This window comes from Aeromonas sp. S13(2024) (assembly GCF_041402405.1).
In the GTDB taxonomy this organism is placed as follows: domain Bacteria; phylum Pseudomonadota; class Gammaproteobacteria; order Enterobacterales; family Aeromonadaceae; genus Aeromonas; species Aeromonas veronii.
Genome location: NZ_JBGLRA010000009.1, coordinates 67831 through 93382, shown reverse-complemented (window position 1 = coordinate 93382; position 25552 = coordinate 67831). Strand labels below are relative to the sequence as shown.

General features: G+C 56.7%; 27 protein-coding genes. 10 read left to right on the top strand and 17 right to left on the bottom strand.

Translation table 11 applies throughout. The features are described 5' to 3' along the window. Positions 1–13 precede the first annotated feature (13 nt). A complete protein-coding gene (gene pyrI / locus ACB042_RS13300; protein WP_005339730.1) occupies positions 14–478 on the top strand; it encodes an aspartate carbamoyltransferase regulatory subunit in 465 nt (154 codons plus the stop codon). A gap of 200 nt (positions 479–678) precedes the next feature. Next, a complete protein-coding gene (locus ACB042_RS13295) occupies positions 679–1170 on the top strand; it encodes an arginine repressor (protein ID WP_005339728.1) in 492 nt (163 codons plus the stop codon). Between the two features lie 132 nt (positions 1171–1302). Here ACB042_RS13295 and ACB042_RS13290 read toward each other — a convergent pair whose 3' ends face one another. The 4 genes from ACB042_RS13290 to arcA form a co-directional block, all read right to left on the bottom strand. Then, the gene (locus ACB042_RS13290) at positions 1303–2709 is read right to left on the bottom strand and encodes a YfcC family protein (protein ID WP_005339725.1); all 1407 of its coding nucleotides are present in this window, start codon (positions 2707–2709) and stop codon (positions 1303–1305) included. A gap of 123 nt (positions 2710–2832) precedes the next feature. Beyond that, positions 2833–3837 (bottom strand): ornithine carbamoyltransferase, encoded by a 1005-nt coding sequence (argF, locus tag ACB042_RS13285; protein WP_005339721.1) that lies wholly within the window; start codon positions 3835–3837, stop codon positions 2833–2835. Between the two features lie 79 nt (positions 3838–3916). Next, positions 3917–4843 carry a carbamate kinase gene (arcC, locus tag ACB042_RS13280; protein WP_005339719.1) on the bottom strand — a complete coding sequence of 309 codons (927 nt, stop codon included), beginning with the start codon at positions 4841–4843 and terminating at the stop codon, positions 3917–3919. Between the two features lie 62 nt (positions 4844–4905). Further along, positions 4906–6126 carry an arginine deiminase gene (arcA, locus tag ACB042_RS13275; protein ID WP_005339718.1) on the bottom strand — a complete coding sequence of 407 codons (1221 nt, stop codon included), beginning with the start codon at positions 6124–6126 and terminating at the stop codon, positions 4906–4908. A gap of 747 nt (positions 6127–6873) precedes the next feature. Between arcA and ACB042_RS13270 the strand changes: the two genes are divergently transcribed. The 3 genes from ACB042_RS13270 (at position 6874) to ACB042_RS13260 (ending at position 8165) form a co-directional block, all read left to right on the top strand. Next, positions 6874–7050: a hypothetical protein gene (locus ACB042_RS13270; protein WP_005339717.1), complete on the top strand. Its 177-nt coding sequence runs from the start codon at positions 6874–6876 to the stop codon at positions 7048–7050. Positions 7051–7147: 97 nt separating this feature from the next. Further along, a complete protein-coding gene (locus ACB042_RS13265) occupies positions 7148–7795 on the top strand; it encodes an AAA family ATPase (RefSeq protein WP_005339716.1) in 648 nt (215 codons plus the stop codon). Position 7796: 1 nt separating this feature from the next. After that, a complete protein-coding gene (locus ACB042_RS13260) occupies positions 7797–8165 on the top strand; it encodes a hypothetical protein (protein WP_005339715.1) in 369 nt (122 codons plus the stop codon). A gap of 737 nt (positions 8166–8902) precedes the next feature. Here the strand turns inward: ACB042_RS13260 and hemN are convergent. The 4 genes from hemN to ACB042_RS13240 form a co-directional block, all read right to left on the bottom strand. Then, a complete protein-coding gene (gene hemN / locus ACB042_RS13255; RefSeq protein ID WP_144715831.1) occupies positions 8903–10276 on the bottom strand; it encodes an oxygen-independent coproporphyrinogen III oxidase in 1374 nt (457 codons plus the stop codon). A 31-nt stretch (positions 10277–10307) separates the two neighbouring features. Further along, positions 10308–10748, bottom strand: a complete 441-nt coding sequence (locus tag ACB042_RS13250; protein WP_005339712.1) for a DUF2489 domain-containing protein — start codon at positions 10746–10748, stop codon at positions 10308–10310. A gap of 11 nt (positions 10749–10759) precedes the next feature. Beyond that, positions 10760–11347 (bottom strand): Der GTPase-activating protein YihI, encoded by a 588-nt coding sequence (gene yihI / locus ACB042_RS13245; RefSeq protein ID WP_129504914.1) that lies wholly within the window; start codon positions 11345–11347, stop codon positions 10760–10762. A gap of 836 nt (positions 11348–12183) precedes the next feature. Further along, the gene (locus ACB042_RS13240) at positions 12184–12801 is read right to left on the bottom strand and encodes a cytochrome c (protein ID WP_005339710.1); all 618 of its coding nucleotides are present in this window, start codon (positions 12799–12801) and stop codon (positions 12184–12186) included. Positions 12802–12943: 142 nt separating this feature from the next. Between ACB042_RS13240 and yihA the strand changes: the two genes are divergently transcribed. Further along, a complete protein-coding gene (gene yihA, locus ACB042_RS13235) occupies positions 12944–13600 on the top strand; it encodes a ribosome biogenesis GTP-binding protein YihA/YsxC (protein ID WP_026034975.1) in 657 nt (218 codons plus the stop codon). Between the two features lie 776 nt (positions 13601–14376). Here the strand turns inward: yihA and ACB042_RS13230 are convergent. The 9 genes from ACB042_RS13230 to ACB042_RS13190 all read right to left on the bottom strand — a co-directional run bounded on the left by ACB042_RS13230 (position 14377) and on the right by ACB042_RS13190 (position 21141). Beyond that, positions 14377–14637 (bottom strand): DUF1488 domain-containing protein, encoded by a 261-nt coding sequence (locus tag ACB042_RS13230; protein ID WP_005339708.1) that lies wholly within the window; start codon positions 14635–14637, stop codon positions 14377–14379. After that, positions 14634–15455: a shikimate dehydrogenase gene (aroE, locus tag ACB042_RS13225; protein ID WP_371178547.1), complete on the bottom strand. Its 822-nt coding sequence runs from the start codon at positions 15453–15455 to the stop codon at positions 14634–14636. The genes ACB042_RS13230 and aroE overlap by 4 nt, the downstream gene beginning before the upstream one ends. Positions 15456–15558: 103 nt before the next feature. Then, positions 15559–16467 (bottom strand): oxygen-dependent coproporphyrinogen oxidase, encoded by a 909-nt coding sequence (hemF, locus tag ACB042_RS13220; RefSeq protein ID WP_216979902.1) that lies wholly within the window; start codon positions 16465–16467, stop codon positions 15559–15561. Positions 16468–16579: 112 nt separating this feature from the next. Beyond that, positions 16580–17140, bottom strand: a complete 561-nt coding sequence (locus ACB042_RS13215) for a Sua5/YciO/YrdC/YwlC family protein (RefSeq protein WP_144715825.1) — start codon at positions 17138–17140, stop codon at positions 16580–16582. A gap of 135 nt (positions 17141–17275) precedes the next feature. Continuing rightward, positions 17276–17779 carry a 5-(carboxyamino)imidazole ribonucleotide mutase gene (gene purE, locus ACB042_RS13210; protein ID WP_005339704.1) on the bottom strand — a complete coding sequence of 168 codons (504 nt, stop codon included), beginning with the start codon at positions 17777–17779 and terminating at the stop codon, positions 17276–17278. A 74-nt stretch (positions 17780–17853) separates the two neighbouring features. Then, complete coding sequence (locus tag ACB042_RS13205) at positions 17854–18411, bottom strand: type I DNA topoisomerase (RefSeq protein WP_216976600.1); 558 nt, start codon at positions 18409–18411, stop codon at positions 17854–17856. A gap of 55 nt (positions 18412–18466) precedes the next feature. Next, positions 18467–18940, bottom strand: a complete 474-nt coding sequence (locus ACB042_RS13200; protein WP_005339699.1) for a DUF494 family protein — start codon at positions 18938–18940, stop codon at positions 18467–18469. Next, positions 18933–20048: a DNA-processing protein DprA gene (dprA, locus tag ACB042_RS13195; RefSeq protein WP_371178546.1), complete on the bottom strand. Its 1116-nt coding sequence runs from the start codon at positions 20046–20048 to the stop codon at positions 18933–18935. The genes ACB042_RS13200 and dprA overlap by 8 nt, the downstream gene beginning before the upstream one ends. A 1-nt stretch (position 20049) precedes the next feature. After that, positions 20050–21141 carry a LysM peptidoglycan-binding domain-containing protein gene (locus ACB042_RS13190; protein WP_371178545.1) on the bottom strand — a complete coding sequence of 364 codons (1092 nt, stop codon included), beginning with the start codon at positions 21139–21141 and terminating at the stop codon, positions 20050–20052. A gap of 108 nt (positions 21142–21249) precedes the next feature. On the opposite strand from ACB042_RS13190, the gene def reads away from it, so the two are divergent. The 4 genes from def to trkA all read left to right on the top strand — a co-directional run bounded on the left by def (position 21250) and on the right by trkA (position 25528). Further along, positions 21250–21762 carry a peptide deformylase gene (gene def, locus ACB042_RS13185; protein ID WP_005357510.1) on the top strand — a complete coding sequence of 171 codons (513 nt, stop codon included), beginning with the start codon at positions 21250–21252 and terminating at the stop codon, positions 21760–21762. A 12-nt stretch (positions 21763–21774) separates the two neighbouring features. Further along, positions 21775–22719 (top strand): methionyl-tRNA formyltransferase, encoded by a 945-nt coding sequence (gene fmt, locus ACB042_RS13180; protein ID WP_108588251.1) that lies wholly within the window; start codon positions 21775–21777, stop codon positions 22717–22719. Positions 22720–22779: 60 nt separating this feature from the next. Next, positions 22780–24072, top strand: a complete 1293-nt coding sequence (gene rsmB / locus ACB042_RS13175; protein WP_069555587.1) for a 16S rRNA (cytosine(967)-C(5))-methyltransferase RsmB — start codon at positions 22780–22782, stop codon at positions 24070–24072. A gap of 79 nt (positions 24073–24151) precedes the next feature. Next, positions 24152–25528 carry a Trk system potassium transporter TrkA gene (trkA, locus tag ACB042_RS13170; RefSeq protein ID WP_005339689.1) on the top strand — a complete coding sequence of 459 codons (1377 nt, stop codon included), beginning with the start codon at positions 24152–24154 and terminating at the stop codon, positions 25526–25528. Positions 25529–25552: the final 24 nt, after the last annotated feature.

Sequence of the window (25552 nt, the reverse complement as noted above, 5' to 3'; positions counted from 1 at the left end):
TTAGGGGAATATCATGTCTGACAAGAACCAACTGCAAGTCGAAGCCATCCGTCACGGCTCCGTCATCGATCACATCCCCGCTGGCCAGGGCATCAAGATCCTCAAGCTGTTCCAGCTGGTCGAAACCCAGGAGCGGATCACCGTCGGCTTCAACCTGAAATCCGGTGCGCTGGGCAAGAAGGATCTCATCAAGATTGAGAACACCCGTCTGACCGAACAGCAGGCCAACCAGCTGGCGCTGTTCGCCCCGAAAGCGACCGTCAACATCATCGAAGACTTCAATGTGGTGAAGAAGCACCAGCTGGAGCTGCCGGAGTTCATCGCCGGGGTGTTCCACTGCCCCAACTCCAACTGCATCTCCCACAACGAGCCGGTAGACAGCTACTTCCGGGTGCGCGAAGTGAAAGGCGTGGTACGGATGAAGTGCAAATATTGCGAGAAGTCCTTCACTCAGGACATCGTCAGCGAGCGTTACTGATATCTGATTGGGCCCTGCGGGGCCCATTTTTGAACCCTGTCACATCACCGAATTTCCAGTCAGCTATAATTTGCCATCGCAAGATGGTAATGCCCGCTCATTCCCTGCATATAGATGGATTATCAGTGTTTTTGCCTGATAACTGACAGCTATGGCAGATATCGCGCGTTTACCTCCGGTCATCATCAAAGGAATTCGCCGTGGTCAAAACCCTCAGTCGTCCCGTTGCCCAAGAGCCCGATCTGGCCCAGCTGGATGCCTGTCGCCAGATCATCGGTCAGCACTGCTACAGCACCCAGGAAGAGATCCGCCGCGAGCTGTCGGAGCGCGGCTTTGCCGACATCAGCCAATCCACCATCTCCCGCCTGCTGCGCCGCCTCGGCGTGGCCAAGGCCCAAAATGCCAACGGCAAGAAGGTCTACACCCTGGTCGATGAGCAGCTGGAGCCCGCCGGCAGCACCCGCTCGATCCACGACATGGTGCGCGAAGTGGTACACAACCAGCAGATGGTGCTGATCCACACCACTCCGGGGGCCGCCACCGTGGTGGCTCGCCTGCTGGATCGCAACGCCAATCCCGAGATCATGGGCGCCGTCGCAGGCAATGACGTGGTGCTGGTCGCGCCGCGCCATATCAGCCGTACCCGTCAGGCCCATGCCGCCGTGGTGCGCACGCTGGCGCAGGCCCGCTAAGCCATTCCCCCCAAATACATCGAGGCGACCTGCGGGTCGCCTTTTTGTTGCCTGCTATTTTCTGTCCATCACTTCTTGCGCCCATAAAAAACGGGAGCCCGCAGGCTCCCGTTTCATCTTGCTTGTTATCCCTCAGGAGAGCACGGCGCCCAGGCTCAGGCAGACCACGATCAGCACGGTCAGGATACCGAGCAGCGGAGCCACCCACTTCAGCCAGCGCACATAAGGCACCTTGGCGATGGCCAGACCGCCCATGACCACGGCGGAGGTCGGGGTCACCAGGTTCACCAGACCGGAGGCAGACTGGTAAGCAGTCACCACCAGATCGCGGCCCACGTTGGCGAAGTCGGCCAGAGGCGCCATGATCGGCATGGTCAGGACGGCCAGACCGGAGGAGGACGGCACCAGGAAGGAGAGCACCACTTCCAGCACGAACATCACGTTGATAAAGACGATGGTAGAGAGGCCGGTCACGATCCCTTCTGCACTGTGCAAAATGGTGTGAGTGATCATGCCGTTATCCATCACTACCACGATACCGCGGGCGATACCGATGATCAGCGCCACACCCAGCAGGTCGCGGGCACCGTCGATAAAGTTGGAGGTTAGCTCCTCTTCGCTCATGCGGGAGATGAGACCAACGATGATGGCGGCAGCCAGGAACACACCGGAGATCTGCGCCATCCACCAGCCCAGCACGGCCACACCGTAGATCATCACGGCGAAGGCGGCGACGAAGATACCCAGCACGATTTTACGGGTCAGGGTGAACTCCAGCATCTGGTCGCTCTTGTTGCCAAGGAAGTGGGCACGGTTCTCTTCCCACTTGTCAGCTACCAGGGATTTGCTCGGATCGCTGCGCACCATCTTGGCGTAACGCATGACGTAGGCAACGCAGAGCAACCAACCGGCGACCAGCATGGCGACGCGCAGCCAGATACCGTCGGTGAAGGAGATACCCGCGGCGTTGGCGGCAATAACGGTCGCAAACGGGTTGATGGTAGAACCGAGAGTACCGATACCCGCGCCCAGCAATACGGTTGCCGCGGCGACCACTGGGTCGAAGCGGGCGGCCATCATCACCGGCACCAGCAGGGTGTAGAAAGGCAGCGACTCTTCGGCCATGCCGTAGATGGTGCCGCCTGCGGCGAACAGCGCCATCAGGATCGGGATCATCCACTCTTCCCGGCCGCGCAGGCGGTCGGTCACACGTTCAATACCGGCATCGATGGCACCTGTCTTGGTCACAATGCCAAGAAAACCACCGATGATCAGGATAAAGAGGGAGACGTCGATGGCGCCTGCCTCATAGGTGTCGTGGTTGTAGAGGCCATCGATAGGTGCCAGCAGCACGTCGACGATCCCCTGGGGATTCCCCTCCACCAGTTTGTAGGTACCCGCCACCGGCACTTCTTTGCCGAGGGCTTCGTTCATGGTCATCTCATATTTGCCGGCCGGCACTATCCAGCTCAGGGCGGCCACCAGGGCGATCAGCACAAACAGTATCGTGTAGGCTGACGGGAACTTGAATTTGGTCATGGTCCAGCTTCCTTCTGTGGGTGTGGTATCCATGCAGGCTGCGGGTTGTAGGGTTAGAGGTATTATGCCGCTGTCACATGGTCGAAAAGCCGGGGGTCGCCCCCCGGCACCACTACTGCGACCTTAGTCGCCCAGCGTAGCAACCATCACTGCCTTGATGGTGTGCATCCGGTTTTCGGCCTCGTCGAACACGATGCTGTGCTCGGATTCGAACACGTCCTCGGTCACTTCCAGGCCTTTCATGCCATATTTGTCAGCCACTTCCTTGCCCATGGTGGTCTCGTCGTTGTGGAACGCCGGCAGGCAGTGCATGAACTTCACATCCGGGTTCTTGGTGGCGTTGATGACATCCATGTTGACCTGATACGGAGTCATCAGTTTGACGCGCTGATCCCAGGCTTCTTTCGCTTCACCCATGGATACCCAGACGTCGGTGTAGAGGAAGTCAGCACCCAGCACACCCTCTTTCACATCTTCGGTCAGGGTGATGCGTGCGCCGGTCTCTTCGGCGATCAGGCGGCACTTGGCAACCAGCTCCTCTTCCGGCCAGAAGGCTTTCGGCGCGACCAGACGGATGTCCATGCCCATTTTGGCGGCGCCGACCATCAGGGAGTTACCCATGTTGTTGCGGGCATCACCCAGGTAGGCGAACTTGATTTGATCCAGACGCTTGCCCTTGCCGTGCTCCAGCATGGTCATGAAGTCGGCCAGGATCTGGGTCGGGTGGAATTCGTTGGTCAGGCCGTTCCAGACCGGGACTCCGGCGTAGGCGCCCAGCTCTTCGACGATCTCCTGACCGTAGCCGCGGTATTCGATACCGTCATACATGCGACCAAGTACACGGGCGGTGTCCTTCATGGACTCCTTGTGACCAATTTGGGAACCGCTTGGGCCAAGGTAGGAGACCTGAGCGCCCTGGTCGAAGGCCGCCACTTCAAACGCACAACGAGTACGGGTGGAGGTCTTCTCGAAAATCAGGGCGATGTTCTTGCCGACCAGATGCTTGCGCTCGTAGCCACCGTATTTGGCTTTCTTCAGGTCGATGGCCAGGTCGATCATGTATTGGATTTCGCGCGGGGTGAAGTCCAGCAGTTTCAGGAAGTTACGGTTACGCAGATTAAAAGCCATGATGATTTCTCTCTATATATGTTTCAGACCAGTTCGGGCAGTAGTGTTGACTACGCATTCTCAGTACAGATATCGGTAATTACGCATGTACGGTGCGGGTGGCGACGATATTGGTGCCGGCTTCACCCTTGAGGATGGCGAGGCCATCTTCCAGCGAGCCGATGCCGACCATGCCGCCGGTCGCTTTGACAAATTCACAAGAGGCTTCGACTTTCGGTCCCATGGAACCTGCGTCGAACTTGACCCCGGCCAGCTCGTCCGGGCTGGTGACTCGCAGCGGACGCTGGGTCGGTTTGCCCCAATCCAGATAGACGGCATCGGCATCGGTCAGGATCAGCAGGGCGTCGGCCTTGATCTGCTTGGCCAGGTAGGCGGCAGACATGTCTTTGTCGATGACGGCTTCGATACCGGTCAGGCTCTGGCCATCCCAAGTCACCGGGATACCGCCACCACCGGTACAGATGATGAGATGGCCCTGGGCAATCAGAGTCTCGATAGCGTCGCCTTCGACGATGCGCTGGGGCAGCGGGGATGGCACTACGCGGCGGAAGAACTTGCCGTCAGCCTTGACCACCCAGTGCTTCTCTTCTGCCAGGGTGCGGGCTTCAGCCTCTTCGTAGACGGGGCCGATAAATTTGGTCGGATTGGCAAACGCCGGATCCTTGGGATCGACCTGCACCTGAGTCAGCAGCGCGGTGACGTTGCGGCTCGGCATCAGGTTTTTCAGTTCCTGGATCAGCATGTAGCCGATCATGCCCTGGGACTCGGCCCCCAGCACATCCAGCGGATAGGGGGATACCTTGGTGTAGGCGCTATTCTGCAGGGCCAGCAGGCCGACTTGCGGGCCGTTGCCATGCACCAGCACCACGTTGTACTCCTGAGCGATCAGGGCGATGGTCTTGGCGGCAGTTGCAATGTTCTTGCGCTGGATATCCGCTTCCAGTGGCTCACCACGACGGAGCAGTGCATTGCCACCCAGAGCGACGACGACAGTTGGTTTTTTCATAGTGGTTAATCTCGAGTTGGGTTCTGTGTGGCGCCAGCTTCTGCCGGCGCCACGCCGTCTCATCAGATGCTGTCGCGTTCCATCGGGCAGCTCATGCAGCGGGCGCCACCGCGGCCACGGCCCAGTTCATCACCCGGGATGGAGAGAACTGTGATACCGGCTTTGTCATATTTCTCGTTGGTGTAGGTATTGCGCTCGTAACCCACCACCACGCCGGGACGCACGGTCAGCACGTTGTTGGCGTCGTTCCACTGCTCACGTTCGGCTTCGAAGCTGTCACCACCAGTGGTGATGATCTTCAGCTGATCCACGCCCAGTGCTTTCTCGATAGCGGTGACGAAGTAACCCTCTTCCTTGATGTTCATGCCGGTGGCGCCGCCCGGAGTCAGGCTCCAGCACTGCACATCCTTGCGGATCACTTCCGGATAGACGGAGAAGGTGTCGATATCCATGTGGGTCATGACGGTATCCAGGTGCATGCAACTGCGGTGTTTCGGCAGTTCCATGGCGATGACCTGTTTGGCCTGACCGTGTTTGAACAGGCTGCGAGCCAGATGCTCGACACCTTGCGGGGTGGTGCGCTCGGACATGCCGATCAGCACGGCGCCGCGGCCGATAACCAGTACGTCGCCACCCTCGATGGTGGAGTTGTCGTAGTCACGCTCCTCGTCACCGAAGTACTTGATGAAGTCCTGACCGGCAAACATCGGATGCCAGCGGTAGATAGCCTTCACGTGGTTGGTCTCGCGGCGACGGGCCGGCTTGGCCATCGGGTTGATGGAAACGCCGCCATAAACCCAGCAGGAGGTGTCACGGGTAAAGAGGTGGTTGGGCAGCGGCTCGATGATGAAATCGGTCGGAGCGTGCATGCCAACTACCATGTTGACGCCGCTGTAGGGCATCTCGGAGTAAGTCAGGCCGCCGGAGAGAATGCGGGCCAGTTCGCGATGCGGCATGTCAGCCAGGAAGCAGCGCACGTCGTTGGCAAAAGAAGAACCGAGGCGGTAGTCGGAGACCTGATGTTGCAGCAGCCATGTTTTGGCTTCCGGCACATCCAGAGTCTCGGCCAGCAGATTGGTCAGCAGGAAAACTTCGACATTCTGATCGCGCAGTACCTGAGCGAATTTGTCATGCTCCTGACCGGCACGTTCAACAGACAGGACGTCATCGAACAGCAGATCCTGGCAGTTGGAAGGAGTCAGACGCTTCAGACTGAGGTTGGGGCGGTGCAACATGACACGGCGCAATTGGCCAACTTCAGAACCTACATAAAATTTGCTCATGATTATATTCCGTCTAGCAGTGGTCCCTGCGAGTGATTGAATAGATTCCTTCTATTCATGCTCGTGGCTAAGGCGGGATATTCTTTATGTAGGGTAATCGGCTTATGTTCTATCCTGCCCTTGCCTTTCGAGACCGAGGTTAGCCCTGCGAATCACGACAAACTTAGACATTGATCACATTCACTCAGAACTGAATATATTCACCATCCAATCTATGACCCCGGTAGCAAATTGCGCATTTTCCACGCAAAGCGCACCGAATAACCATGCAAAACCACCCTGCTATATTTCAGATTGATTCATTTTTTATTCATGCCAGTTCACTGGAGTGATTAAATGCAAATAACAAAAACCGTTAAAAATCATCACTATAAATAACGTTACAAATATAATTTGAATATTACTCCCTAGGTATTGAATACATCACCGTGACGGGAGGAACGCGGGAGAAATAAATACTCACATCGACCACATTCACTGCATAAATCTTTTCTTGTTCCAGATCATGGCATTGATGCCAACCCCATCAGGCTCGGCCTCATAAGTCACCACCTCTTTGTGCAGTTCAACTTAATATGCACAAAGTCCGCATCAAGGTGGGCAGCCATCCTCGTCGGTCACCACAACGCCTTTTGATACTTTTTTCATTAATTGAATTTATTCGTCTCACCTTGCGCTGGCGCCAACCTCGACTTAACTCAGAAAGTGATCCAGATCACACAGGAATGGCACTACCAAGGAGTTGTTATGAAAATGAAACCCATGCTGTTGCTCGCGACTTTGCTGCTCTCTGCGCTCCCCACCCTCAGTCAGGCTGAAGGAGCCCCTGCCATGCCCATGGTGGTATGCCATGTCGACAAGGCCCCCCAGATGCTGGTGCCTGACTATGTCTGCCGCTGGCAGGGAGGCAGCGTTCATTACTAGTCGAAACAACGAGAGGAGCATCACTCCTCTCGCCTTGTGATGAGACAGGCCCCTCCTATACTGAAATCAGCGGTTTTCTCATGGATAGGGGAACGTCATGATCTTGTTGGTCGGTGGAGAGAAGGGGGGGAGTGGCAAGAGCTGCCTGGCACAAAATCTGGCGGTCTACCTCAGATCCCAATTTCAGGGGGAGGTGTTACTGGTCGACTGCGACCCGCAGCGCACCACCTCTGACTGGATTCAGGAGCGCAACGACAACCCGGAGCTGCCACAAATCAACTGCGTACAGCTCTATGGCAATATTCGCAACGACCTGCTCAGCCTGAAAAACCGCTACGACTACGTCATCGTCGATTGCGGCGGGCAAGACAACCGGGCGCTGCGCTCTACCATGGCTGTCGCCACCCACGCCCTGATCCCCTTGCGTCCGAAACGCCGCGACCTCAAGACCCTGCCCCACATGGAAGATCTCATCACCACCTGCAAGATGGTCAACCCGACCCTCAATGCAGCAGTAGTGCTGACCCAGTGCCCCGCCCTGCCCAATCAGGTAAAACGCATTCTCGAAGCGAAAGAGGTTTGCTCCTCGTTCGGTGTCGACGTCCTGAACGCCATCACCTATGGTCGCAACGTCTATGACGACAGCGAAGAGAAGGGACTGTCGGTGATGGAGATCGAGCCGGATGGCAAATCCGCCGAAGAGATCCGGGCCATCGCCAAAGAGTTCCTGCAAGTGGGGGTGTGAGATGGGTCTGGCCGATCTGAAGAAAAAGCACCAGCTGCATCACCAGAAGAAGTTCACCGTCGACGAATTTATCGAAGATGCGGAGTTCTACGCCAAAGGCAAACCCAAGGTGGTCAGCCTTGAACTGGGCCTGCATCGTGACGAAGCCCTGTCGGCGCTGGCCTTTATCGAGAGCGGCGAGCACCTGAAGCCCAGCTACAAAAAAGCCACCTTCTCCATGAGCACGGTGGCCATCGACGAGCTGGGTAATCTGACCCAGCAAGACGGCATGAACAAGTCCCTGTTGCTGCGCCTCTTTACCCACTACTTCTCTTCGCTGACTCCTGAAGAGCGCCAGACCATCTATGAGCGGCTCAACCAGCGCTCATAATTTCTCCATTCAACCGCTCTTGTGTGCCTCGCCAACTCACCCCGAATGACCATCATCAGACTGCAAAATCTGTTTCTGAAGCAACCAAAACGCCGTGTAAGAGATCTGCCATTCCAGATGTAAGCTAACGGCCAAAAAGATCCCCGAGATAATCGGAAGATAGGATCTTAAAACATGAAGACGAGAAACTTAACTAGCTGTTTATAAATGAATAAATCGAAACTCACCACTTTCGAAATAGCTAATGACAAAAACGTTTTCCAATCTGGCGTTGTAGCCGGTTAGAAAATCCTTATAGTTACTCATGCACGGACGCAATGAAGTCGGTCAGGAAGACTGGCTGCCAGGGTTGGGCAAATGGACTCACCACAGGATGTGGTAAAGGACACCTCCCAGGACGGAGAAAGTGCGACGGGACAGGATGACTCGTCAGGCCAAGATGGCTAAAGGACACCCCAAAGGATTGGGAAGGGGAAACCTAAAGGAAGAGGTAAACAGTCAGGGATTGCAGGGAGCAACTTCGTTCAAGGATCTGAGCGATACGACTACCGGGGGCGACGCAAGTCGCCCCCATCTTTTTATCTGCGTTTCACCACGACCATTGCTTGATTCCCAATTGCTTTCCTCAGCGCAGAGACTTCTTACCAGAACCTTCGAGACCCGCTGCATAAGCAAAAATACATATGAAAGGGGCGCCACGATGGCGCCCTTCTCTGTTTTCTAATCGGCAAACAAGCTTATATCACGCGAGAGAACTGTTGCTGGCGTGCCTTGTTGCGCAAGTACACGTCGAAACACATGCAGATATTGCGGATCAGCAGCTGCCCCGTGGAGGAGACCTCCAGACCATCCTCCGTCATACGCACCAATCCATCGTTGATGAAGGTCTGCAGCAGCTTGAGATCGTCAGCAAAATACTCTCTGAAATTGAGCCCGTGCGCCTGTTCGACAGCGGCAAAGTTCAGACGGAAATCACAGATAAGCCGCTTGATCACCTCACGGCGGATCAGATCATCCTGATTGAGCGAGCAGCCTTTCCACTGGGCATGACCCAGCTCTGCAACCTGTGCGTAATACGCCTTGAGCTCTTTCTGGTTCTGGGAATAGGCATCACCGATCATGCTGATGGAGGAGACCCCCAGCCCCAGCAGATCACAATCTCCCTGGGTGGTATAGCCCTGGAAGTTGCGGTGCAGCTTGCCCTCGCGCTGCGCGACCGCCAGCTCGTCATCGGGTTTGGCAAAATGGTCCATACCGATGAACTGATAACCCTGGCCAGTGAGGAAGGCAATAGTGTCCTGCAGCATGGCCAGCTTCTCTTGCGGAGCAGGCATGTCGTCTTCTTTCAGCTTGCGCTGGGCGGCAAAGCGACTCGGCAGATGGGCATAGTTGAAGATGGAAAGGCGCGCCGGATCCGTCTTGAGCACCTCTTCCAGCGTATGGTGGAAGCTGGCACGATCCTGATGCGGCAGGCCATAGATAAGGTCGAGGTTGGTCGAGCGGAAACCCAGTTCTCTAGCCCGTTCCAACATGGCTTTAATAAAGTCGTTGTCCTGCTCGCGGTTGACTGCGACCTGTACATCCTTGTTGAAGTCCTGCACCCCGAGGCTGATGCGGTTAAAGCCGACGTCTCGCAACACATCCAGCATGGTAATGGCAATCTCGCGCGGATCGACCTCGATGCTGAACTCCCCCTCTTCGGCGAAATGGAAGTGCTCACGCAGAATGGCCATCAGGCGGCGCGTTTGCGCTTCATCCAGATAGGTGGGTGTACCGCCACCCCAGTGCAGCTGGGTGACCAGACGGTGCTTGAAGAGCGGGGCTTGCGCCTTGATCTCCTGCTCCAGGTAGTCGAGGTACTCGTCAGCCTTGTGCTGATGGCGGGTAATGACCTTGTTGCAGCCGCAGTAGTAGCAGAGCTTGTGACAGAAAGGGATGTGCACGTAGAGCGACAGATTGCGCTCGGGATACTGGCCGGCAGCGCGGACAAAATCCGGATAGCCGAAGCTCTCGTTGAACTCCAGCGCAGTGGGATAAGAGGTGTATCGCGGGCCACTGTAGTTATATTTTTCGATCAGGGCCTGATCCCACACAATCTGTTCTGCTTGCACGCTCGCTTCCTCTCTTGTTGTTATTGTTGGCTCACCGACCTAACTGAAAATCCTTCAGCTGGGCAACATCCTTGAGGATCTGGGCCTCCAGCTCGGCCTCGTAGCCGCTGCGTTCGAGATCCATCTTCATCACTTCATTGCGCTTGAGGGCACGTCTGGCCTCATGAGTCGGCATATCTTTCACCTTCTCATACAGCCCGTACAGACCCGGGAACTCGGCAACGAATGCTCGCCCCCCCTTGATCTGCAACGCATCCAGCAGATTGGTCAGCCGAATAGCGCCTTCGGAGTAATCGCACTGCCCCTCCTGCACCGCATGAGCAATGACCCGCACGCTCTCCAGAATTCGTTCATTGCGAGCGGTAATCGCCTGCCACTGCATCGCTTGCTGTCGTCTCAGCCTGGCCAGCAGCATGCCTGCATAGATGGCCAATCCTGACAAAATCAGGCCGCCCAACAGGGCGGCCAGCATCCATCCACTCATCACTTTTTCTTCGGCTCAGGCTTGGGTTCCGGCTTGAAATCGACCTGGTTGAAACGGTCCCACAACTCCTCTTCGGAGGCCGGTTTCTGCTCGTCGAACTCGGCGTCATCGCCATCATCAAACGGCAGCTCATCATCTTCATCATCGTCGTTGTCGATGATGCCCAGCTCATCCATCAGCTCCTGATAACGGTCGACACGCTGATCAACCCAGGCCTGCTCGGCCGCTTCCAGGGATTCACCGGCATCAAGACGATCCAGCAGATCATTCAAGCGGTCATCGTTTTCGATAGAAGCCAGCTCCTGCTCGGGCGTCATCACCAGCTTCTTCTCTTTCACCGCCTTGGGTGCTGCCGGCTTCTTCTGTTTGTCATCCACCACCAGAACTACCGGCTTGCGGGAACCGATACGCGGATCTTTGGACTGGCTGTTGCCAGACTTGTTCTTCGGCTGTTCAACTTGCTGACGAGAACCAGCCTTCAGGCCCTTGCGCTTGGCAGCCCGTTTACGCTCACGGCCTTCCTGAGCACTGACATCAGATTCTTTGCGCTTGCCAGTAGGCTTGCGAGTGGGTTGTTTGGCAGACATGAATGGCTAACTCCGAAAATAACTGGTTTGACCCGTACCCGGGATGATCTCACCCGGTGGGATACGATGCGAGGAACAGTAAGGCTGGAACAAGAGCAGGATCCCGCACCAATCCGGCCCAATCAGGCCACTGAACACCGCAGGATCGGTATCCTCTGGGCATGTTGCTGGTATTTTGACACAGAATGGCTAATCGGGTTAATGACCCAAAAGAAAAAAGGCAGCCGAAGCTGCCTTGATATGTTCATGCGTGCGCCATCCTGAATGGCAAAACAATCTGTTTCGTCCTCTCCGTGACAACTTGTCGCCGCATCATATCGTTGTGTGGTCATCCTGACCTTATATTGGTCGTTCCTGAATGTGCGTGTGCCTGTTTGACCCGTCTCGACCGCATCCAGCCATCGTGCCGGGGAGTCTGCATCCCGCAACCCCATCCCGCTCCGGAGATGGTCACCATCCTGATCCTTCAATCCTTTGCCAGCTCATCCGAGCCCATGGCATCCCGCCACGCCAGCCATCCTCTGCTCACAACACCCTGTCGTGAAACCGCCACCCAATCCGTGGGTGAATCCATTAAGCCTACTGTACCAACTCTATAAAGCGGCTCAATCCACTCAAAACATTCTCAACATGTCGAAAAATATCAATGCTCATATAATTTATTGATAAATAATGATTATTTAATATTTTATGCAATTTTATGAGCCTTGACCTGCCTTGAGAATGGGAGATCTCTTACAGAATGGGGGGATTAAACCGAGAATTATCTGAAAGCCATAAAAACAACGGGGAGCCCAAGCTCCCCGTTTCAACTCAAATCGACCGTATCGACTATATCAGTGCAGACCCGCCACATATTTGGAGAGGGCTTCGATATCCTGATCAGTCAGTTTCTTGGCAACATCCCGCATCATGCCATTCGGATCGTTGTCACGCGTCCCGGCACGGAATGCGGTGAGCTGAGCCTTGATATAGGCAGGATGCTGGCCGGACAGGTTGGGATACTTCGCCTGTTCGACACCAGAGCCACGGGGACCATGGCAAGCCGTACAAGCTGCCAGACCGCGACTCATGTCACCACCCATATAGAGTGCCTTGCCCGCTTCGACCACGTCGTCAGGGACAGCGATAGGGGTAACCTTCAGGCTGGAGAAATAAGCCGCCAGGTCATCCATGTCCTGTTCCGACAAAGGTAACGCCATCGGCCCCATCACTGGCGCAACCCGGCCAATTTGACCAGAAGCGGCAGCCTTCAGTTCAACTAACTGCTTTTTGATATATGATGCGTGCTGACCAGCAATTTTGGGGTACATATCAACCAGGCTGTTTCCGTCCGGTCCATGACAAGCCGCACAAACGGCAGCCTTGGTCTGTCCCGCAGCGGCATCGCCCTTGGCTTGTGCCATCCCCGTTACGCCAACCATCAGAGCAAGAGTAATGACTAGGTTCTTCATGGCGTTCCAACTTTTCGTTATTAGGCTTCCAGATCCCATGCCGCTGAAGGCATGTTAAAATAAACGCGTTTAAGCGACGCTATTTTACACCATTTTACAAAAAAGTAACTCTATAACCCTCTATCTCCATGGGGAATTTACGTTGGATACACAAACTCTGAATTTCAATAAGGTGCATTTTGTGACCAGCGCACCCGACATCCGTCACCTGCCAAATGATGGGGGTGTCGAGATCGCGTTTGCCGGCCGTTCCAACGCCGGTAAGTCATCTGCATTGAACACCTTAACCAAACACAAGAACCTGGCGCGCACCAGTAAGACACCCGGTCGTACCCAGCTGATCAACCTGTTTGAGCTGGAACCGGGCAAGCGTCTGGTCGACTTGCCGGGTTATGGTTATGCGCAAGTTCCGCTGGAAATGAAGCTCAAGTGGCAAAAGTCACTGGCAGAGTATCTGCAGCGCCGTGAGTCATTGAAAGGTCTGGTGATCCTGATGGACATCCGCCACCCGCTCAAAGATACCGACATGAACATGCTGGAGTGGAGCTCGCATCGTCAGTTGCCCGTCATGCTGCTGCTGACCAAGGCTGACAAATTGAGCCCAGGCCCGCGCAACAACCAGGTGATCAAGGTGCGCCAGGCCGTTGCCAACCTCGGTTCCCAGATCCAGGTCGAAGCGTTCTCCTCCCTCACCAATATCGGTGTGGAGAAGCTGGCGCAAACCCTGACCGAATGGTACGTCAGTGGTGACGATACCGACCTGCTGGACGCTGATGAACAGCAACCTGCCGAGGAGTAGTCTACTCCTCGCTCTCCTTGCAATTGGCGGAGCACTCCTCCGCTGATTGAAAGGGTTTCAGATTGCCGCTTTCACCTGCCTCACGACAAATACCCCGCATTCGCCTCCCCTGCTATATCCAATACTGCTTAAATTTCATATAGATAGGCAGTTAATTCACAAAAATAATTAACTTAAGCAGGTGTTGATAGCGTTTTCAAATTCGTTCTTTCAAAACGAACCAGAATCACAAAAAGAGACAAAAATGAAATTTAATTACAAGCTCTAACCGAAAGGGATAAAAATGAGGCCGGACGACAGTGATGCCATCCAGCCTGAAATAATAAGTTCAAAAAATTGGGAAGAAGCTGAATCTTGAGTACCAGACGACAGGTATTCCTCAAGAAGCAGCCTCATTCTATCAAATGCATCGCCAATTTAAAGCATTTACTCTAAATGGTGCGCATAAAAAAACACCCCGACGAGAACCTCATCGGGGCAGCTATTCAGCCACATTCAATTACGTGAAATAAAAGGTCTGAAAGATAGAACATCTTACCTCTGTACCCTACGCAGACAACTGTACAGCAAAGCAGCAGAAAGTGAAAGTAATTTATGTAATTTAGTTTCACAACTTACAGATTAAGAAAAAATCTTTTATTTTCATGTAGATAAAAAAATCCCCAGTACGAATACTGGGGAGTTATAAAGGTGACTAGCTAGCACTTCCTCAACTATCTAGTTAGTCAGCGCCATTTCAAAGTAGTTCCGCTACAAAACAAAAAAACTTTGAAAAATCAGAGGTAGATAGCACCATCTTCGGCAAACTCTTGTTCTTCAATGAGTTTTTCAGCCAGATCTTCAATGTCAAAACGCACACTTTCAAAGGCTCTGACGATGTCATCCTCTCTCGTCAGCGCCAGACCTGTCATTCTCTCCAGTCGCCGCTGGCTGATGTAACAATCTATCAGCGCCCCCATCTGCTGGGCAGGAAAACGCACCCGCTGTTCGTCAGCCTGCCACTCCATCAGGTCGGGAAACAGAATACCCTGGTTCATATCACCCCCAAGTTACGCTTCAACTCTCTCAATACCTGTTTAGTCCCGGGACGAATTCCGCGCCACACGGTAAACGCTTCGGCGGCCTGTTCCACCAGCATGCCGAGTCCATCCATGGTTTGACGGGCCCCATGCTGTTTGGCCCAACTGATAAAGGCCGTATCCGAGGCGCCATACATCATGTCGTAGATGGCAATATCAGTGTGGATCAGGGCGGGAGTCAACGGCGGCAGCTCCCCTTGCAGGCTGGCAGAAGTCGAATTGATAACGAGATCGAACGGACCAGCCAACTGCTCATAGGCCTGGGCAGTCACAGGCCCCAGATCGTGGAATTCGGCAGCCAACTGTTGCGCTTTTGTGTGGGTGCGGTTGGCGATCACCAGCTCGCTCGGCAACTCGGCCAGCAGCGGCGCCAATGCCCCACGAGCCGCGCCACCGGCCCCCAGCAGCAGGATCCGGCTATCCGCCAGCGTCACACCATGGGACTTGAGATCGGCGACCAGACCGGCGCCATCGGTATTATCCCCCAGCAACACGCCATCATCGGTCAGCTTGATGGTATTGACCGCGCCCGCCCGCTTGGCCCTCGTACTCAAGCGATCGACCAGAGTGAATGCCTGCTCCTTGAAGGGAACGGTGACATTGCATCCCTTGCCCCCTTGGTCAAAGAAGGTGCGCAGGGCGTGGGCAAACTCGTCGACGGCGGGTTCAGCCAGCCCATACTCCAGCTCTTGCTGGGTTTGTCTGGCAAACAGGGTGTGAATGAAGGGGGACTTGCTGTGGCGCACCGGGTGGCCAAAAACCAGATAACGATCCATCAAAGAGTTCCATCAGAGGGCAATATTCCGATTTAACGGGTTTTCGCACTCGGGAACAAGCCGAATATCGGCCAGTAAAAAGGGGCCATCATGGCCCCTCGGGTCACAGCCACTCTCGCGGCGTGAGGTAATCGGTGTAGAGCAAGGCTTCAGGAGTGCCCGCCTCCGGCTGCCAGTCATACTCCCAACGTGCCAGCGGTGGCATCGACATCAGGATCGACTCGGTACGTCCGCCAGTCTGCAACCCGAACAGGGTGCCCCGGTCATACACCAGATTGAACTCCACATAACGGCCGCGACGATAGAGCTGGAACTCCCGCTCCCGCTCGCCATAGGGTAGAACCTTGCGTCGTTCGATGATCGGCAGGTAAGCATCGAGATATCCCCGACCTACCGCCTGCATAAAGGCAAAGCAGTCGGCAAAAGGCCAGCGATTCAGATCGTCGAAGAAGAGACCGCCCACCCCCCGTGTCTCGTTGCGGTGCTTGAGGAAGAAGTAGCGATCGCACCAGGATTTGAACTCGGGGTAGATCTCATCACCGAACGGCTGGCAGAGATCACGGGAGACCTGATGCCAGAGCTGCACATCCTCGGCAAACGGATAGAAGGGCGTCAAATCGAAACCACCGCCAAACCACCAAATGGGCTCTTCACCCTCTTTCTCGGCAATGAAGAAACGGACGTTGGCATGGCTGGTCGGCACATAGGGGTTGTGCGGATGGATCACCAGCGACACGCCCATCGCCTCGAACTTGCGACCGGCCAACTCGGGCCGATGGGCCGTAGCAGAGGCAGGCATGGCATCGCCATAGACATGGGAGAAGTTGACGCCCCCCTGCTCGATCACCGCGCCGTGGCGCAGCACACGGGTGCGACCACCGCCACCGCCTTCACGGCTCCAGGCATCTTCCACAAAGTGTCCACTGCCATCGGCCTGCTCCAGACCACGGCAGATCTCGTCCTGCAACTGCAACAGGAAGGCCTTGACCTGGGCCACATCCGGTTTGCTCATCTTGTCTCCAGTCAGGCAGGATCGTGAACGCCCTGTCCATTTTTATAGTTAAATCAATCCGGTGAATTCACCACTCAGCGGATTGATAGCAAATCATGACGTATCCGCCAGCTCAGGAGGGGCGAATAATGGCGCCGGTTCGGGCGTCCTTGATCTCGGAGGGGTTAGCTTGGCCACCCACTTCACCGGGCAGGATATAAGCCAGCTTGCTTGCCAGCCGCTCACCAATATCGGCCACCCGACGGGCAGGCTCCTCACCGGTCAGGTTGGCGCTGGTAGAAACCAGCGGCTTGCCAAAGGCGCGACACAACGCCTGCACCTGAGGATGAGCCGTCACGCGCACCGCGAGGGTCTCGAACTGCCCGGTCAGCCAGGCCGGCGTCGTTGCACGGGCAGGCATGATCCAGGTAAAGGGGCCGGGCCAGCTGGCTTCAACCCGAGCCATTTGCTCACCGCTAAGTTGGCTCAGATCGATGTAATCCTGCAATTGCGCCAAATCGGCAGCAATCAGGATCAACCCCTTCTCTACCGGACGCTGTTTGATGGCCAGCAGTCGCTGCACCGCCACTTCGGAGTCGGGATCACAACCCAGACCAAACACGGCCTCGGTCGCATAAGCAATCACCCCTTCCTGCTGGAGGGCGGCAACTGCCTGTTCAAATTCATTTGGCATAGGAAAAATGCGGCAGCCTGGCTGCCGCCTCGTCACTTAGTAGCAAGTTGAATCCATACGGCGGCGACCACAACAAAGTGACGTTTTGCTGTAGCACAGGAAAAATACGACACATCCGGATCGCCACCCATTCACTTACTTGAGTTGAGCCTGCAGGGCGGCATCCTTGGCCATCACCTCTTCAGCATTCTTCTGGCGTTCGGCCCGAACCTTGGCCGCCAGTTCATCATCGGCTACTGCCAGCATCTGGGCTGCCAGATAACCTGCGTTCTTGGCACCGGCTTTGCCGATCGCCACGGTCGCTACCGGTACACCACCCGGCATCTGCACGGTGGAGAGCAACGCATCCAGCCCCTTGAGCGGGCCACCATCGATGGGTACCCCGATCACAGGACGAGTCGTGATGCCGGCTACGGCACCCGCCAGATGCGCAGCCAGACCGGCAGCACAGATAAAGACCTTGCAGCCACGGGCCTCGGCATCGGTCACATACTGATGAGTCGCAGCCGGCGTGCGGTGCGCGGAGGTGACTTTGACTTCCACTGCGATATCAAATGACTTGAGCACCTCGAGGGTGGTCTGCATCACGGGGAAATCAGAATCAGAGCCCATCAATACGGCAACAAAGGGTTTATTCATGGTGGGAATTTCCTTACTCCAAGTGGGGGGTTGAAGTTCACCGAAAACGTTTCAATCCGGTTGCGGCGGCGGGATTATACCTGCTCACTTTGGTGGCTGCATTTCTTTTGCGGACAGACCCAACGCAGAGTTCCCCTCACTTTTTTCTCTACCATGATGCCCCAACCACACGCGGGACAGGGCATGGGGATCGGCTTGTCGTTCACCACATATTTACAGTGGGGATAACCATCACAGGAGTAAAACTGCTTGCCGTAGCGGGAGGTCCGGCTCACCAGATGACCCTTGCCGCACTCGGGGCAGAGGATCTGGGTATCGTCACTCTCCTGCAGGGATTCGATATGCTGGCAGGCAGGATACTGGGTACAACCGACAAAGAGACCGTAACGCCCCTTCTTTATCGCCAACGGCTCTCCGCAATCGGGACAGGCAGAGCCTTCGAGCACCTTTTCGATGTCGCGGCCGGATGGCGTCAGGGAGCGAATGTAATCACAGGCAGGATAGGCAGAACAGCCGAGAAAGGGGCCATGTTTGCCCTGGCGGATCACCAGCTCGGCCCCGCACTGCGGGCACGGCTCGCGCTCGAAGGCATGTTCGTGGGCTGAAAAGAGGTGATGATCGATTTTTGACATGGGCCGCGCCTTGAAATCCAGATGGCCTGAATTCTACCAGCGCGGCACCGGACTGTCAGTGAATGACGCCGTCTGACTCATCAAACACCAGCTCTTCCATCTGCTGGTAGGCATTTTCACTGCCCGGTACGTTGAACAGCACCATCATGACAACCCACTTCAGGTCATCCAGCTCGATATCCGGCTTGTCCAGCTCGAGCAGGCGCTCGATACAGATCTCGCGGGTTTCGGCATTCAGCACCTGGGCCTGTTCCAGAAAGAGCAGGAAGCCGCGGCACTCGGTGCTGAGGCGTGCCAACTCTTGCGGAGCATAGATACGCATCGAGCCTTGCGCGCTGGCGGTGACATAGACCTCCCGCTCGCTATCGTGCAGATTGGCCAGCCGCTCCAGCCAGTCGAGCGCCTTGTCGATCTCTTCTTTATCGAAACCGGCCCGGCTCAACTCGTCGGTGAGCTCATCCTGCTCGACCATCACATCTGCATCGCTGTGGATGTAGGTCTCGAAAAGGTACATCAATACATCAAACATGATTCGCCCTCCTCGCTCTGACGTATCCACCGGCTACCGCCATCACTGCACCGGCCAGCTCCAGCTCTACCAACCTGCCCAATACCACTTCGACAGGAAGCTGGGCCCGCTCGGCAACGGTATCCACGCTCGTGGTCTCATAATCTACGTTATCCAACAAATCGGCATAAGGCAATTCGCTATTATGCGGTTGCTCAGATGATGTAACCGACGAATGTGGCCGTGCGACCCACTCTGGCAGCTCTTCCAGTATATCGGCCGCACTCAGCACAAGTTTGGCCCCCTGCTGAATTAATCTGTTGCACCCTATCGCCTGGGCGTTTTGCGGGGCGCCGGGCACTGCAAACACTTCGCGCCCCTGTTCAAGCGCATAGCGGGCGGTGATCAGCGAACCGCTCTGCTCGGTCGCCTCCACCACCAGAGTTCCCAGCGACAGACCACTGATAATACGGTTGCGACGAGGAAAATGTTCAGCCAGCGGTCCTTTATCCGGCGCCAGCTCGGAGATAAGCAAACCACCGCTCTCCAGAATCTGACCTGCCAGCCCCTGATGGCGTTTGGGGTAGAGACAATCCAGCCCGGAACCCAATACGGCAAGGGTGATACCACCACAAGCCAGCGCTTGCTGATGGCAAACACCATCGATACCAAGCGCAAGGCCCGAGGTGATAGCTAACCCGCATCCAACCAGCTCGCTACAGAGGCGGGAGGCATTATCTTTGCCTGCATAGGTAGGATGGCGTGTACCCACCATTGCCAACTGGGGTAGCGACAGCGCAGCAAGCTCGCCACGACAGTAGAGCAACAGGGGTGCCGCGGATATCTCCCGCAACAAGGGTGGATAAACCGGATGATCTTGCGGAATAAGAACGTTGCCAGGCAAAGCGGTCCAAGCCAGGCTCTGCTCAACCACCGGCGAGGGCCAGCGCAGTTGTTTGATCTGCTCTGACGACAGCCCCATACCATGCAGTTGCGCTTCATCGCTCTGGAACAGGGTCTCAATACTTCCCCCGGCCCGCTCCAACAGACGTGCAGCGGTCACCGGACCAATACCGGTGACCGCATCGAGAGTTAGCCAAAGCGCCAGACGCGCGTCGGGGTAGTTCACGTCAGAAGTGAGTGACCTGATAACCCGCACTCACCATGTCGTTACTCTGCATGATGAGACCGTAACTCAGCTTGTCATACACCTTGAACAACATGACACGGGCAATCGCTTCAGAGGGCAGTGGTGCCTTCTTGTTGCTGCTGTAAAACACCCGGTTAAAAACCGACGAGAGCTCCTTGTACTGTACATCGCCATTCTTGGTGACCAGAGCAGCACCGGGCCGTCTGACATCCAGTACATCCCCGGCGACCAGTTGATCGCGGCCGCCCCGGTTGATCAGTACCACATCAAACTTGCCACCGCCCCGGGTCTTGTTCGGCAAATCGATGATATAGCCCGGCGTGATGGCAGGTGCCGCTTTCGGTGTGAAGACGGCGGACATGTTCTCCTGAGCCGGCAGCGGCATCACCTTGTCGCCCTGCAACACTTCGCGCTGGTTATGAGTCAGAGTCACCTCGGTCCGATCGCCATCAAGACGCGCCACGGCCCGCACCACACCGGCAAAGATCGCCTCCTGGCCCAGCAGTTCACCGGTTTCGCGATCCTTGTAGACCACTCCGGGGTGATAAATGCCATAGACCTGCCCCGGTGTCAGGGAGCCCTGCACATAGAGAGTGTCCCCCTCCAGCATGCCGATATGTTTCTGATCCGACCCCAGCAGATAGGGCAGGGTTTTCTGCTGCTGGCTGTCAGCCAGAATATGGTCGGTTTGCAGGAAGGGCCCGATCTCGCTGATGGGCAGGGTCGGAATGGGGTTGGCTTTGCTCTCGTAACGGGTTTTCGGGCCGAGACGGATAACTTGCTTGCCACCCTGCATCGCCTTGCCGAGCCGAGGTTCACCATTGACCCAGCTCAGATGCAGTACATCACCGGGGTAGATCCAGTGAGGATTGGCAATCTGCGGATTGATGTTCCAGAGACGGGGCCAGAGCCAGGGTTCGGAAAGATACTTGCCGGAGATATCCCACAGGGTGTCGCCTTTTTGCACTACATAACTTTCGGGGTAACCCGCTTTCAGCCTGAGCTGATCGGCCAATGCTGCCTGACTCACGGTCACCAGCAGGCAGGCGAGGATGGTTTGCTTCAGATACATAACACTCCCTGTTACTTCTGTACGCAAAGTGTTGCTGTTTTTTGTCGGCGTAAATGACTAGAATTACGCCAATATTGACTGCATTTATACGAAACTAAAGAAAAAACTATGGCCATTCTAGATGTATTGCGTTTTCCCGATGAGCGCCTGCGCACCGTTGCAGCCCCTGTCGAGACCTTTACACCCGAGTTACAACAGATTGTAGATGATATGTTCGAAACCATGTACGCGGAGGAAGGCATTGGCCTGGCCGCGACTCAGGTCGACATTCACCAGCGCATCATAGTGATCGATGTCTCTGAAAACCGTGAAGATCCTCTGGTATTGATCAATCCGGAGGTCATCGAGCAGTGCGGCAGCACCGGCATTGAAGAGGGTTGCCTCTCCGTGCCCGGCAGCCGTGCTCTGGTGCCTCGCGCCGAACAGATCAAAATCCGCGCTTTAGATCGCAACGGCAAGCCGTTCGAGCTGGAAGCCGACGATCTGCTCGCCATCTGCATCCAGCATGAGATGGATCATCTGGTCGGCAAGCTGTTTGTGGATTACTTGTCCCCGCTCAAGCGCCAGCGCATTCGCCAGAAGCTGGAAAAGATGGCCCGTGAAGATCGCAAAGTCCTCTGAGGATCTGCCCCATTGAATAAGCTGAAACTGATTTTTGCCGGTACTCCCGACTTCGCCGCCCGTCACCTGGCGGCGTTGTTGTCTTCCGACCACGAGGTCGTTGCCGTTTATACCCAGCCTGACAAGCCCGCTGGCCGTGGCCAGAAGCTCACCGCCAGCCCGGTCAAAGAGCTGGCACTGGCCCACAACCTGCCGGTTTACCAACCTGCCTCTCTGCGCAAGGAAGAGGCGCAAGCCGAGCTTGCTGCACTGGGTGCCGACCTGATGGTGGTGGTGGCCTATGGTCTGATCCTACCCAAGGTGGTACTCGATACCCCGCGGCTGGGCTGCATCAACGTCCATGGCTCCCTGCTGCCGCGCTGGCGCGGTGCCGCACCGATCCAGCGCTCTATCTGGGCGGGCGATGCCGAAACCGGCGTCACCATCATGCAGATGGATGTGGGACTGGATACCGGCGCCATGATCCGCAAGGTAAGCTGCCCAATCGCCGCCGACGAGACCTCCGCCAGCCTCTATGACAAGCTGGCCGAGCTGGGCCCGCAAGCACTGGTCGACACCATCAATGCCATGGCCGCCGGTGAAACCGCTGCCGAGGCACAAGATGATGCGCTGGCCAACTACGCCGAAAAGCTCTCCAAGGAAGAGGCCCGCATCGACTGGTCGATGGAGGCTGTTGCCATCGAACGCTGCATCCGCTCGTTCAACCCCTGGCCCATCAGCTGGTTTGAAGTGGCTGACCAGACCGTCAAGGTATGGCAAGCCGCCGTCATTGACAGCGACCACGACCAACCCGCCGGCACCCTGCTCAAGGCCGACAAGCAGGGGATCGATATCGCGACCGGCAAAGGGGTACTGCGCCTGCTGACCCTGCAACCGCCCGGCAAGAAGGCGATGTCCGTTTCGGATCTGCTCAACTCTCGCCGCGACTGGTTTGAACCCGGCACGCAATTGAATTGAACTGGATTGAATTGACACAAGCGGGGCCCAGGCCCCGACTTGCGCATCTAAGGTAACTCTATGAAAACACGTGCACAGGCCGCTCTCGTTATTCAACAGGTGCTGGATCAGGGTCAATCCCTCTCCGCTGTTCTGCCTGCTGCCCAGGAGAAGGTTGCGCCCCGTGATCGCGCTCTCCTGCAAGAACTCTGCTACGGTACCCTGCGCTGGCTGCCCCGCCTCGATGCGGCAGTCAACGAGATGATGGACAAGCCGCTCAAGAACAAGAGCCGCATTTTCCACTACCTCATCCTAGTCGGTCTCTATCAGCTCATCTACACCCGCATTCCGGCTCACGCCGCGGTGGCCGAGACCGTCAATGCCGTCAAACTGCTCAAGGGCACCTCCCTGCGTGGCCTCATCAACGGCGTGCTGCGCAACTTCCAGCGCAGCGCCGAAGTCATTCTGCTGCGTATCGACCGTGTTCCCAGTATTCGCCTCGGTCATCCGGAGTGGCTCACCAAGCGCCTGCGTCAGGCCTATCACGATGAGTGGGAATTCATCATGGAGGCGAACAACCAGCGCCCTCCCATGTGGATCCGCAACAACAGCCAGCGCCAGAGCCGCGATGCCATGCTGGCTCGCATGGCTGAAGTCGGCATCAATGCCGTGGCCGGTGAAGAGGGCGAGGATTGCATCCTGCTGGAGCGTCCCTGCGATGTGACCAAGCTGCCCGGCTTCGAGGTCGGTGACTGCTCGGTACAGGATGGTGCAGCACAGCAGGCCGCGGCACTGCTCGACCCGCAACCGGGTGAGTGGGTGCTGGATGCCTGCGCGGCCCCCGGCGGCAAGACCGCCCACCTGCTGGAGCGTCAGCCCAAGCTGGCCGGAGTGGTCGCCGTTGATGCCGACGAGAACCGCCTCAAGCGGGTGCAGGAGAACCTGGATCGCATCGGCCTGACCGCCAAAGTGATCCACGGCGATGCCGCAGCACCGGAACAGTGGTGGCCGGAGGGCCAGTTCGACCGCATCCTGCTGGATGCCCCCTGCTCCGCCACCGGCGTTATCCGTCGCCACCCCGACATCAAGTGGTTGCGCCGTGATCAGGACATCCGCGAGCTGGCCGAGCTGCAGCGCCGTATTCTGAACGCCCTCTGGGGCAAGCTGAAGAGCGGCGGCACCCTGCTCTACGCCACCTGCTCCGTCCTGCCGGAAGAGAACCGCGAACAGATCCGCGCCTTCCTTGCCGCAACCAAAGATGCCAAATTGGTACCGCTGCACGAACAGGACACCCCGGACTGCCCGGGTCGCCAGTTCCTGCCGGGTGAAGCCGAGATGGATGGCTTCTATTACGCCAAGCTGGTCAAGCTGTGACGCTGACATGCTTCTTCCGGGGCAATCGCCATGCAGGTGAAATGCCCCTTTACTGCATCAACGTGAGTAGACGTTCCCTATGAAGATCATCATTTTGGGAGCCGGCCAGGTCGGCGGCACCCTGGCCGAGAACCTGGCCGGGGAGAACAACGACATCACCATCGTCGACACCGACAGCGAACGCCTGCGCGAACTGCAGGACAAGTTTGACCTGCGGGTGGTCAACGGTCACGGCGCCCACCCCAAGGTGCTGCGCGAAGCGGGTGCTCAGGATGCCGACATGCTGGTCGCCGTCACCAACAGTGACGAGACCAACATGATCGCCTGTCAGGTGGCCTACTCCCTGTTCAACACCCCGAACAAGGTGGCACGGATCCGCTCGCCGGCCTATCTGACCGAGCGAGATCGCCTGTTCCTGCCGGAATCGGTGCCGGTGGATCACCTGATCGCGCCGGAGCAGTTGGTGACCGACTATGTACGTCGCCTGATCGAATATCCGGGCGCCCTGCAAGTGGTTGATTTCGCTGGAGGCCGCGTCGGTCTCGTGGCTGTCAAGGCCTACTACGGTGGCCCGCTGGTGGGCAACGCCCTCTCCACCCTGCGCGAGCACATGCCCAACATCGAGACCCGGGTAGCGGCCATCTTCCGTCAGGGCCGCCCGATCCGCCCGCAAGGGACCACCATCATCGAAGCGGATGACGAGGTCTTCTTCGTCGCCGCCGCGGGCCATATCCGTGCCGTGATGTCGGAGCTGCAGCGCCTAGAGAGCCCCTACCGCCGCATCATGATCGTCGGTGGCGGCAACATCGGCGCAGGCCTCGCCCGTCAGCTGGAGAAGCGCTACAGCGTCAAGCTTATCGAGCGCAACCAGAAGCGGGCGGAGCAGCTCTCCGAACTGCTGGAGAACACCATCGTCTTCTGCGGCGATGCGGCGGATCAGGAGCTACTGGCCGAGGAGCACATCGACCAGATCGACGTCTTCATCGCCGTGACCAACGAGGATGAGGCCAACATCATGTCGGCGCTGCTCGCCAAGAAGATGGGCGCCAAGAAGACCATGGTGCTGATCCAGCGCGGCGCCTACGTGGATCTGGTGCAGGGTGGCTCCATCGATATCGCCATCTCGCCGCAGCAGGCCACCATCTCGGCCCTGCTGACCCACGTGCGCCGGGCCGATATCGCCAACGTCTACAGCTTGCGCCGCGGTGCTGCCGAGGCGATCGAGGCGATCGCCCACGGCGATGAGAACACCTCCAAGGTGGTCGGCAAGACGGTGGGCGAGCTCAAGCTGCCGCCGGGCACCACCATCGGTGCCGTAGTACGCGGGGATGAGGTGCTGATAGCCCACGATCGCACCAAGATCCAGCAGGATGACCATGTGGTCATGTTCCTAGTGGACAAGAAGTACATCCCGGAAGTGGAGCGGCTGTTCCAGCCAAGCCCCTTCTTCCTGTAACGTCTTCATGTGCACAGGCTGTCA

What these genes read in the sequence shown, in the direction of transcription:
- ACB042_RS13250 (WP_005339712.1), bottom strand. Translation starts at nt 10,748, where the DNA reads ATGCTGGCCGCCCTGTTGGGCGGCCTGATTTTGTCAGGATTGGCCATC.
- ACB042_RS13230 (WP_005339708.1), bottom strand. Translation starts at nt 14,637, where the DNA reads ATGAACCAGGGTATTCTGTTTCCCGACCTGATGGAGTGGCAGGCTGAC.
- ACB042_RS13200 (WP_005339699.1), bottom strand. Translation starts at nt 18,940, where the DNA reads ATGTTTGATGTATTGATGTACCTTTTCGAGACCTACATCCACAGCGAT.
- rsmB (WP_069555587.1), top strand. Translation starts at nt 22,780, where the DNA reads ATGAAAACACGTGCACAGGCCGCTCTCGTTATTCAACAGGTGCTGGAT.
- yihI (WP_129504914.1), bottom strand. Translation starts at nt 11,347, where the DNA reads ATGTCTGCCAAACAACCCACTCGCAAGCCTACTGGCAAGCGCAAAGAA.
- purE (WP_005339704.1), bottom strand. Translation starts at nt 17,779, where the DNA reads ATGAATAAACCCTTTGTTGCCGTATTGATGGGCTCTGATTCTGATTTC.
- ACB042_RS13205 (WP_216976600.1), bottom strand. Translation starts at nt 18,411, where the DNA reads ATGTCAAAAATCGATCATCACCTCTTTTCAGCCCACGAACATGCCTTC.
- ACB042_RS13240 (WP_005339710.1), bottom strand. Translation starts at nt 12,801, where the DNA reads ATGAAGAACCTAGTCATTACTCTTGCTCTGATGGTTGGCGTAACGGGG.
- aroE (WP_371178547.1), bottom strand. Translation starts at nt 15,455, where the DNA reads ATGGATCGTTATCTGGTTTTTGGCCACCCGGTGCGCCACAGCAAGTCC.
- pyrI (WP_005339730.1), top strand. Translation starts at nt 14, where the DNA reads ATGTCTGACAAGAACCAACTGCAAGTCGAAGCCATCCGTCACGGCTCC.
- ACB042_RS13190 (WP_371178545.1), bottom strand. Translation starts at nt 21,141, where the DNA reads ATGTATCTGAAGCAAACCATCCTCGCCTGCCTGCTGGTGACCGTGAGT.
- trkA (WP_005339689.1), top strand. Translation starts at nt 24,152, where the DNA reads ATGAAGATCATCATTTTGGGAGCCGGCCAGGTCGGCGGCACCCTGGCC.
- ACB042_RS13265 (WP_005339716.1), top strand. Translation starts at nt 7,148, where the DNA reads ATGATCTTGTTGGTCGGTGGAGAGAAGGGGGGGAGTGGCAAGAGCTGC.
- ACB042_RS13260 (WP_005339715.1), top strand. Translation starts at nt 7,797, where the DNA reads ATGGGTCTGGCCGATCTGAAGAAAAAGCACCAGCTGCATCACCAGAAG.
- argF (WP_005339721.1), bottom strand. Translation starts at nt 3,837, where the DNA reads ATGGCTTTTAATCTGCGTAACCGTAACTTCCTGAAACTGCTGGACTTC.
- arcA (WP_005339718.1), bottom strand. Translation starts at nt 6,126, where the DNA reads ATGAGCAAATTTTATGTAGGTTCTGAAGTTGGCCAATTGCGCCGTGTC.
- arcC (WP_005339719.1), bottom strand. Translation starts at nt 4,843, where the DNA reads ATGAAAAAACCAACTGTCGTCGTCGCTCTGGGTGGCAATGCACTGCTC.
- ACB042_RS13215 (WP_144715825.1), bottom strand. Translation starts at nt 17,140, where the DNA reads ATGCCAAATGAATTTGAACAGGCAGTTGCCGCCCTCCAGCAGGAAGGG.
- def (WP_005357510.1), top strand. Translation starts at nt 21,250, where the DNA reads ATGGCCATTCTAGATGTATTGCGTTTTCCCGATGAGCGCCTGCGCACC.
- ACB042_RS13270 (WP_005339717.1), top strand. Translation starts at nt 6,874, where the DNA reads ATGAAAATGAAACCCATGCTGTTGCTCGCGACTTTGCTGCTCTCTGCG.
- hemF (WP_216979902.1), bottom strand. Translation starts at nt 16,467, where the DNA reads ATGAGCAAACCGGATGTGGCCCAGGTCAAGGCCTTCCTGTTGCAGTTG.
- ACB042_RS13290 (WP_005339725.1), bottom strand. Translation starts at nt 2,709, where the DNA reads ATGACCAAATTCAAGTTCCCGTCAGCCTACACGATACTGTTTGTGCTG.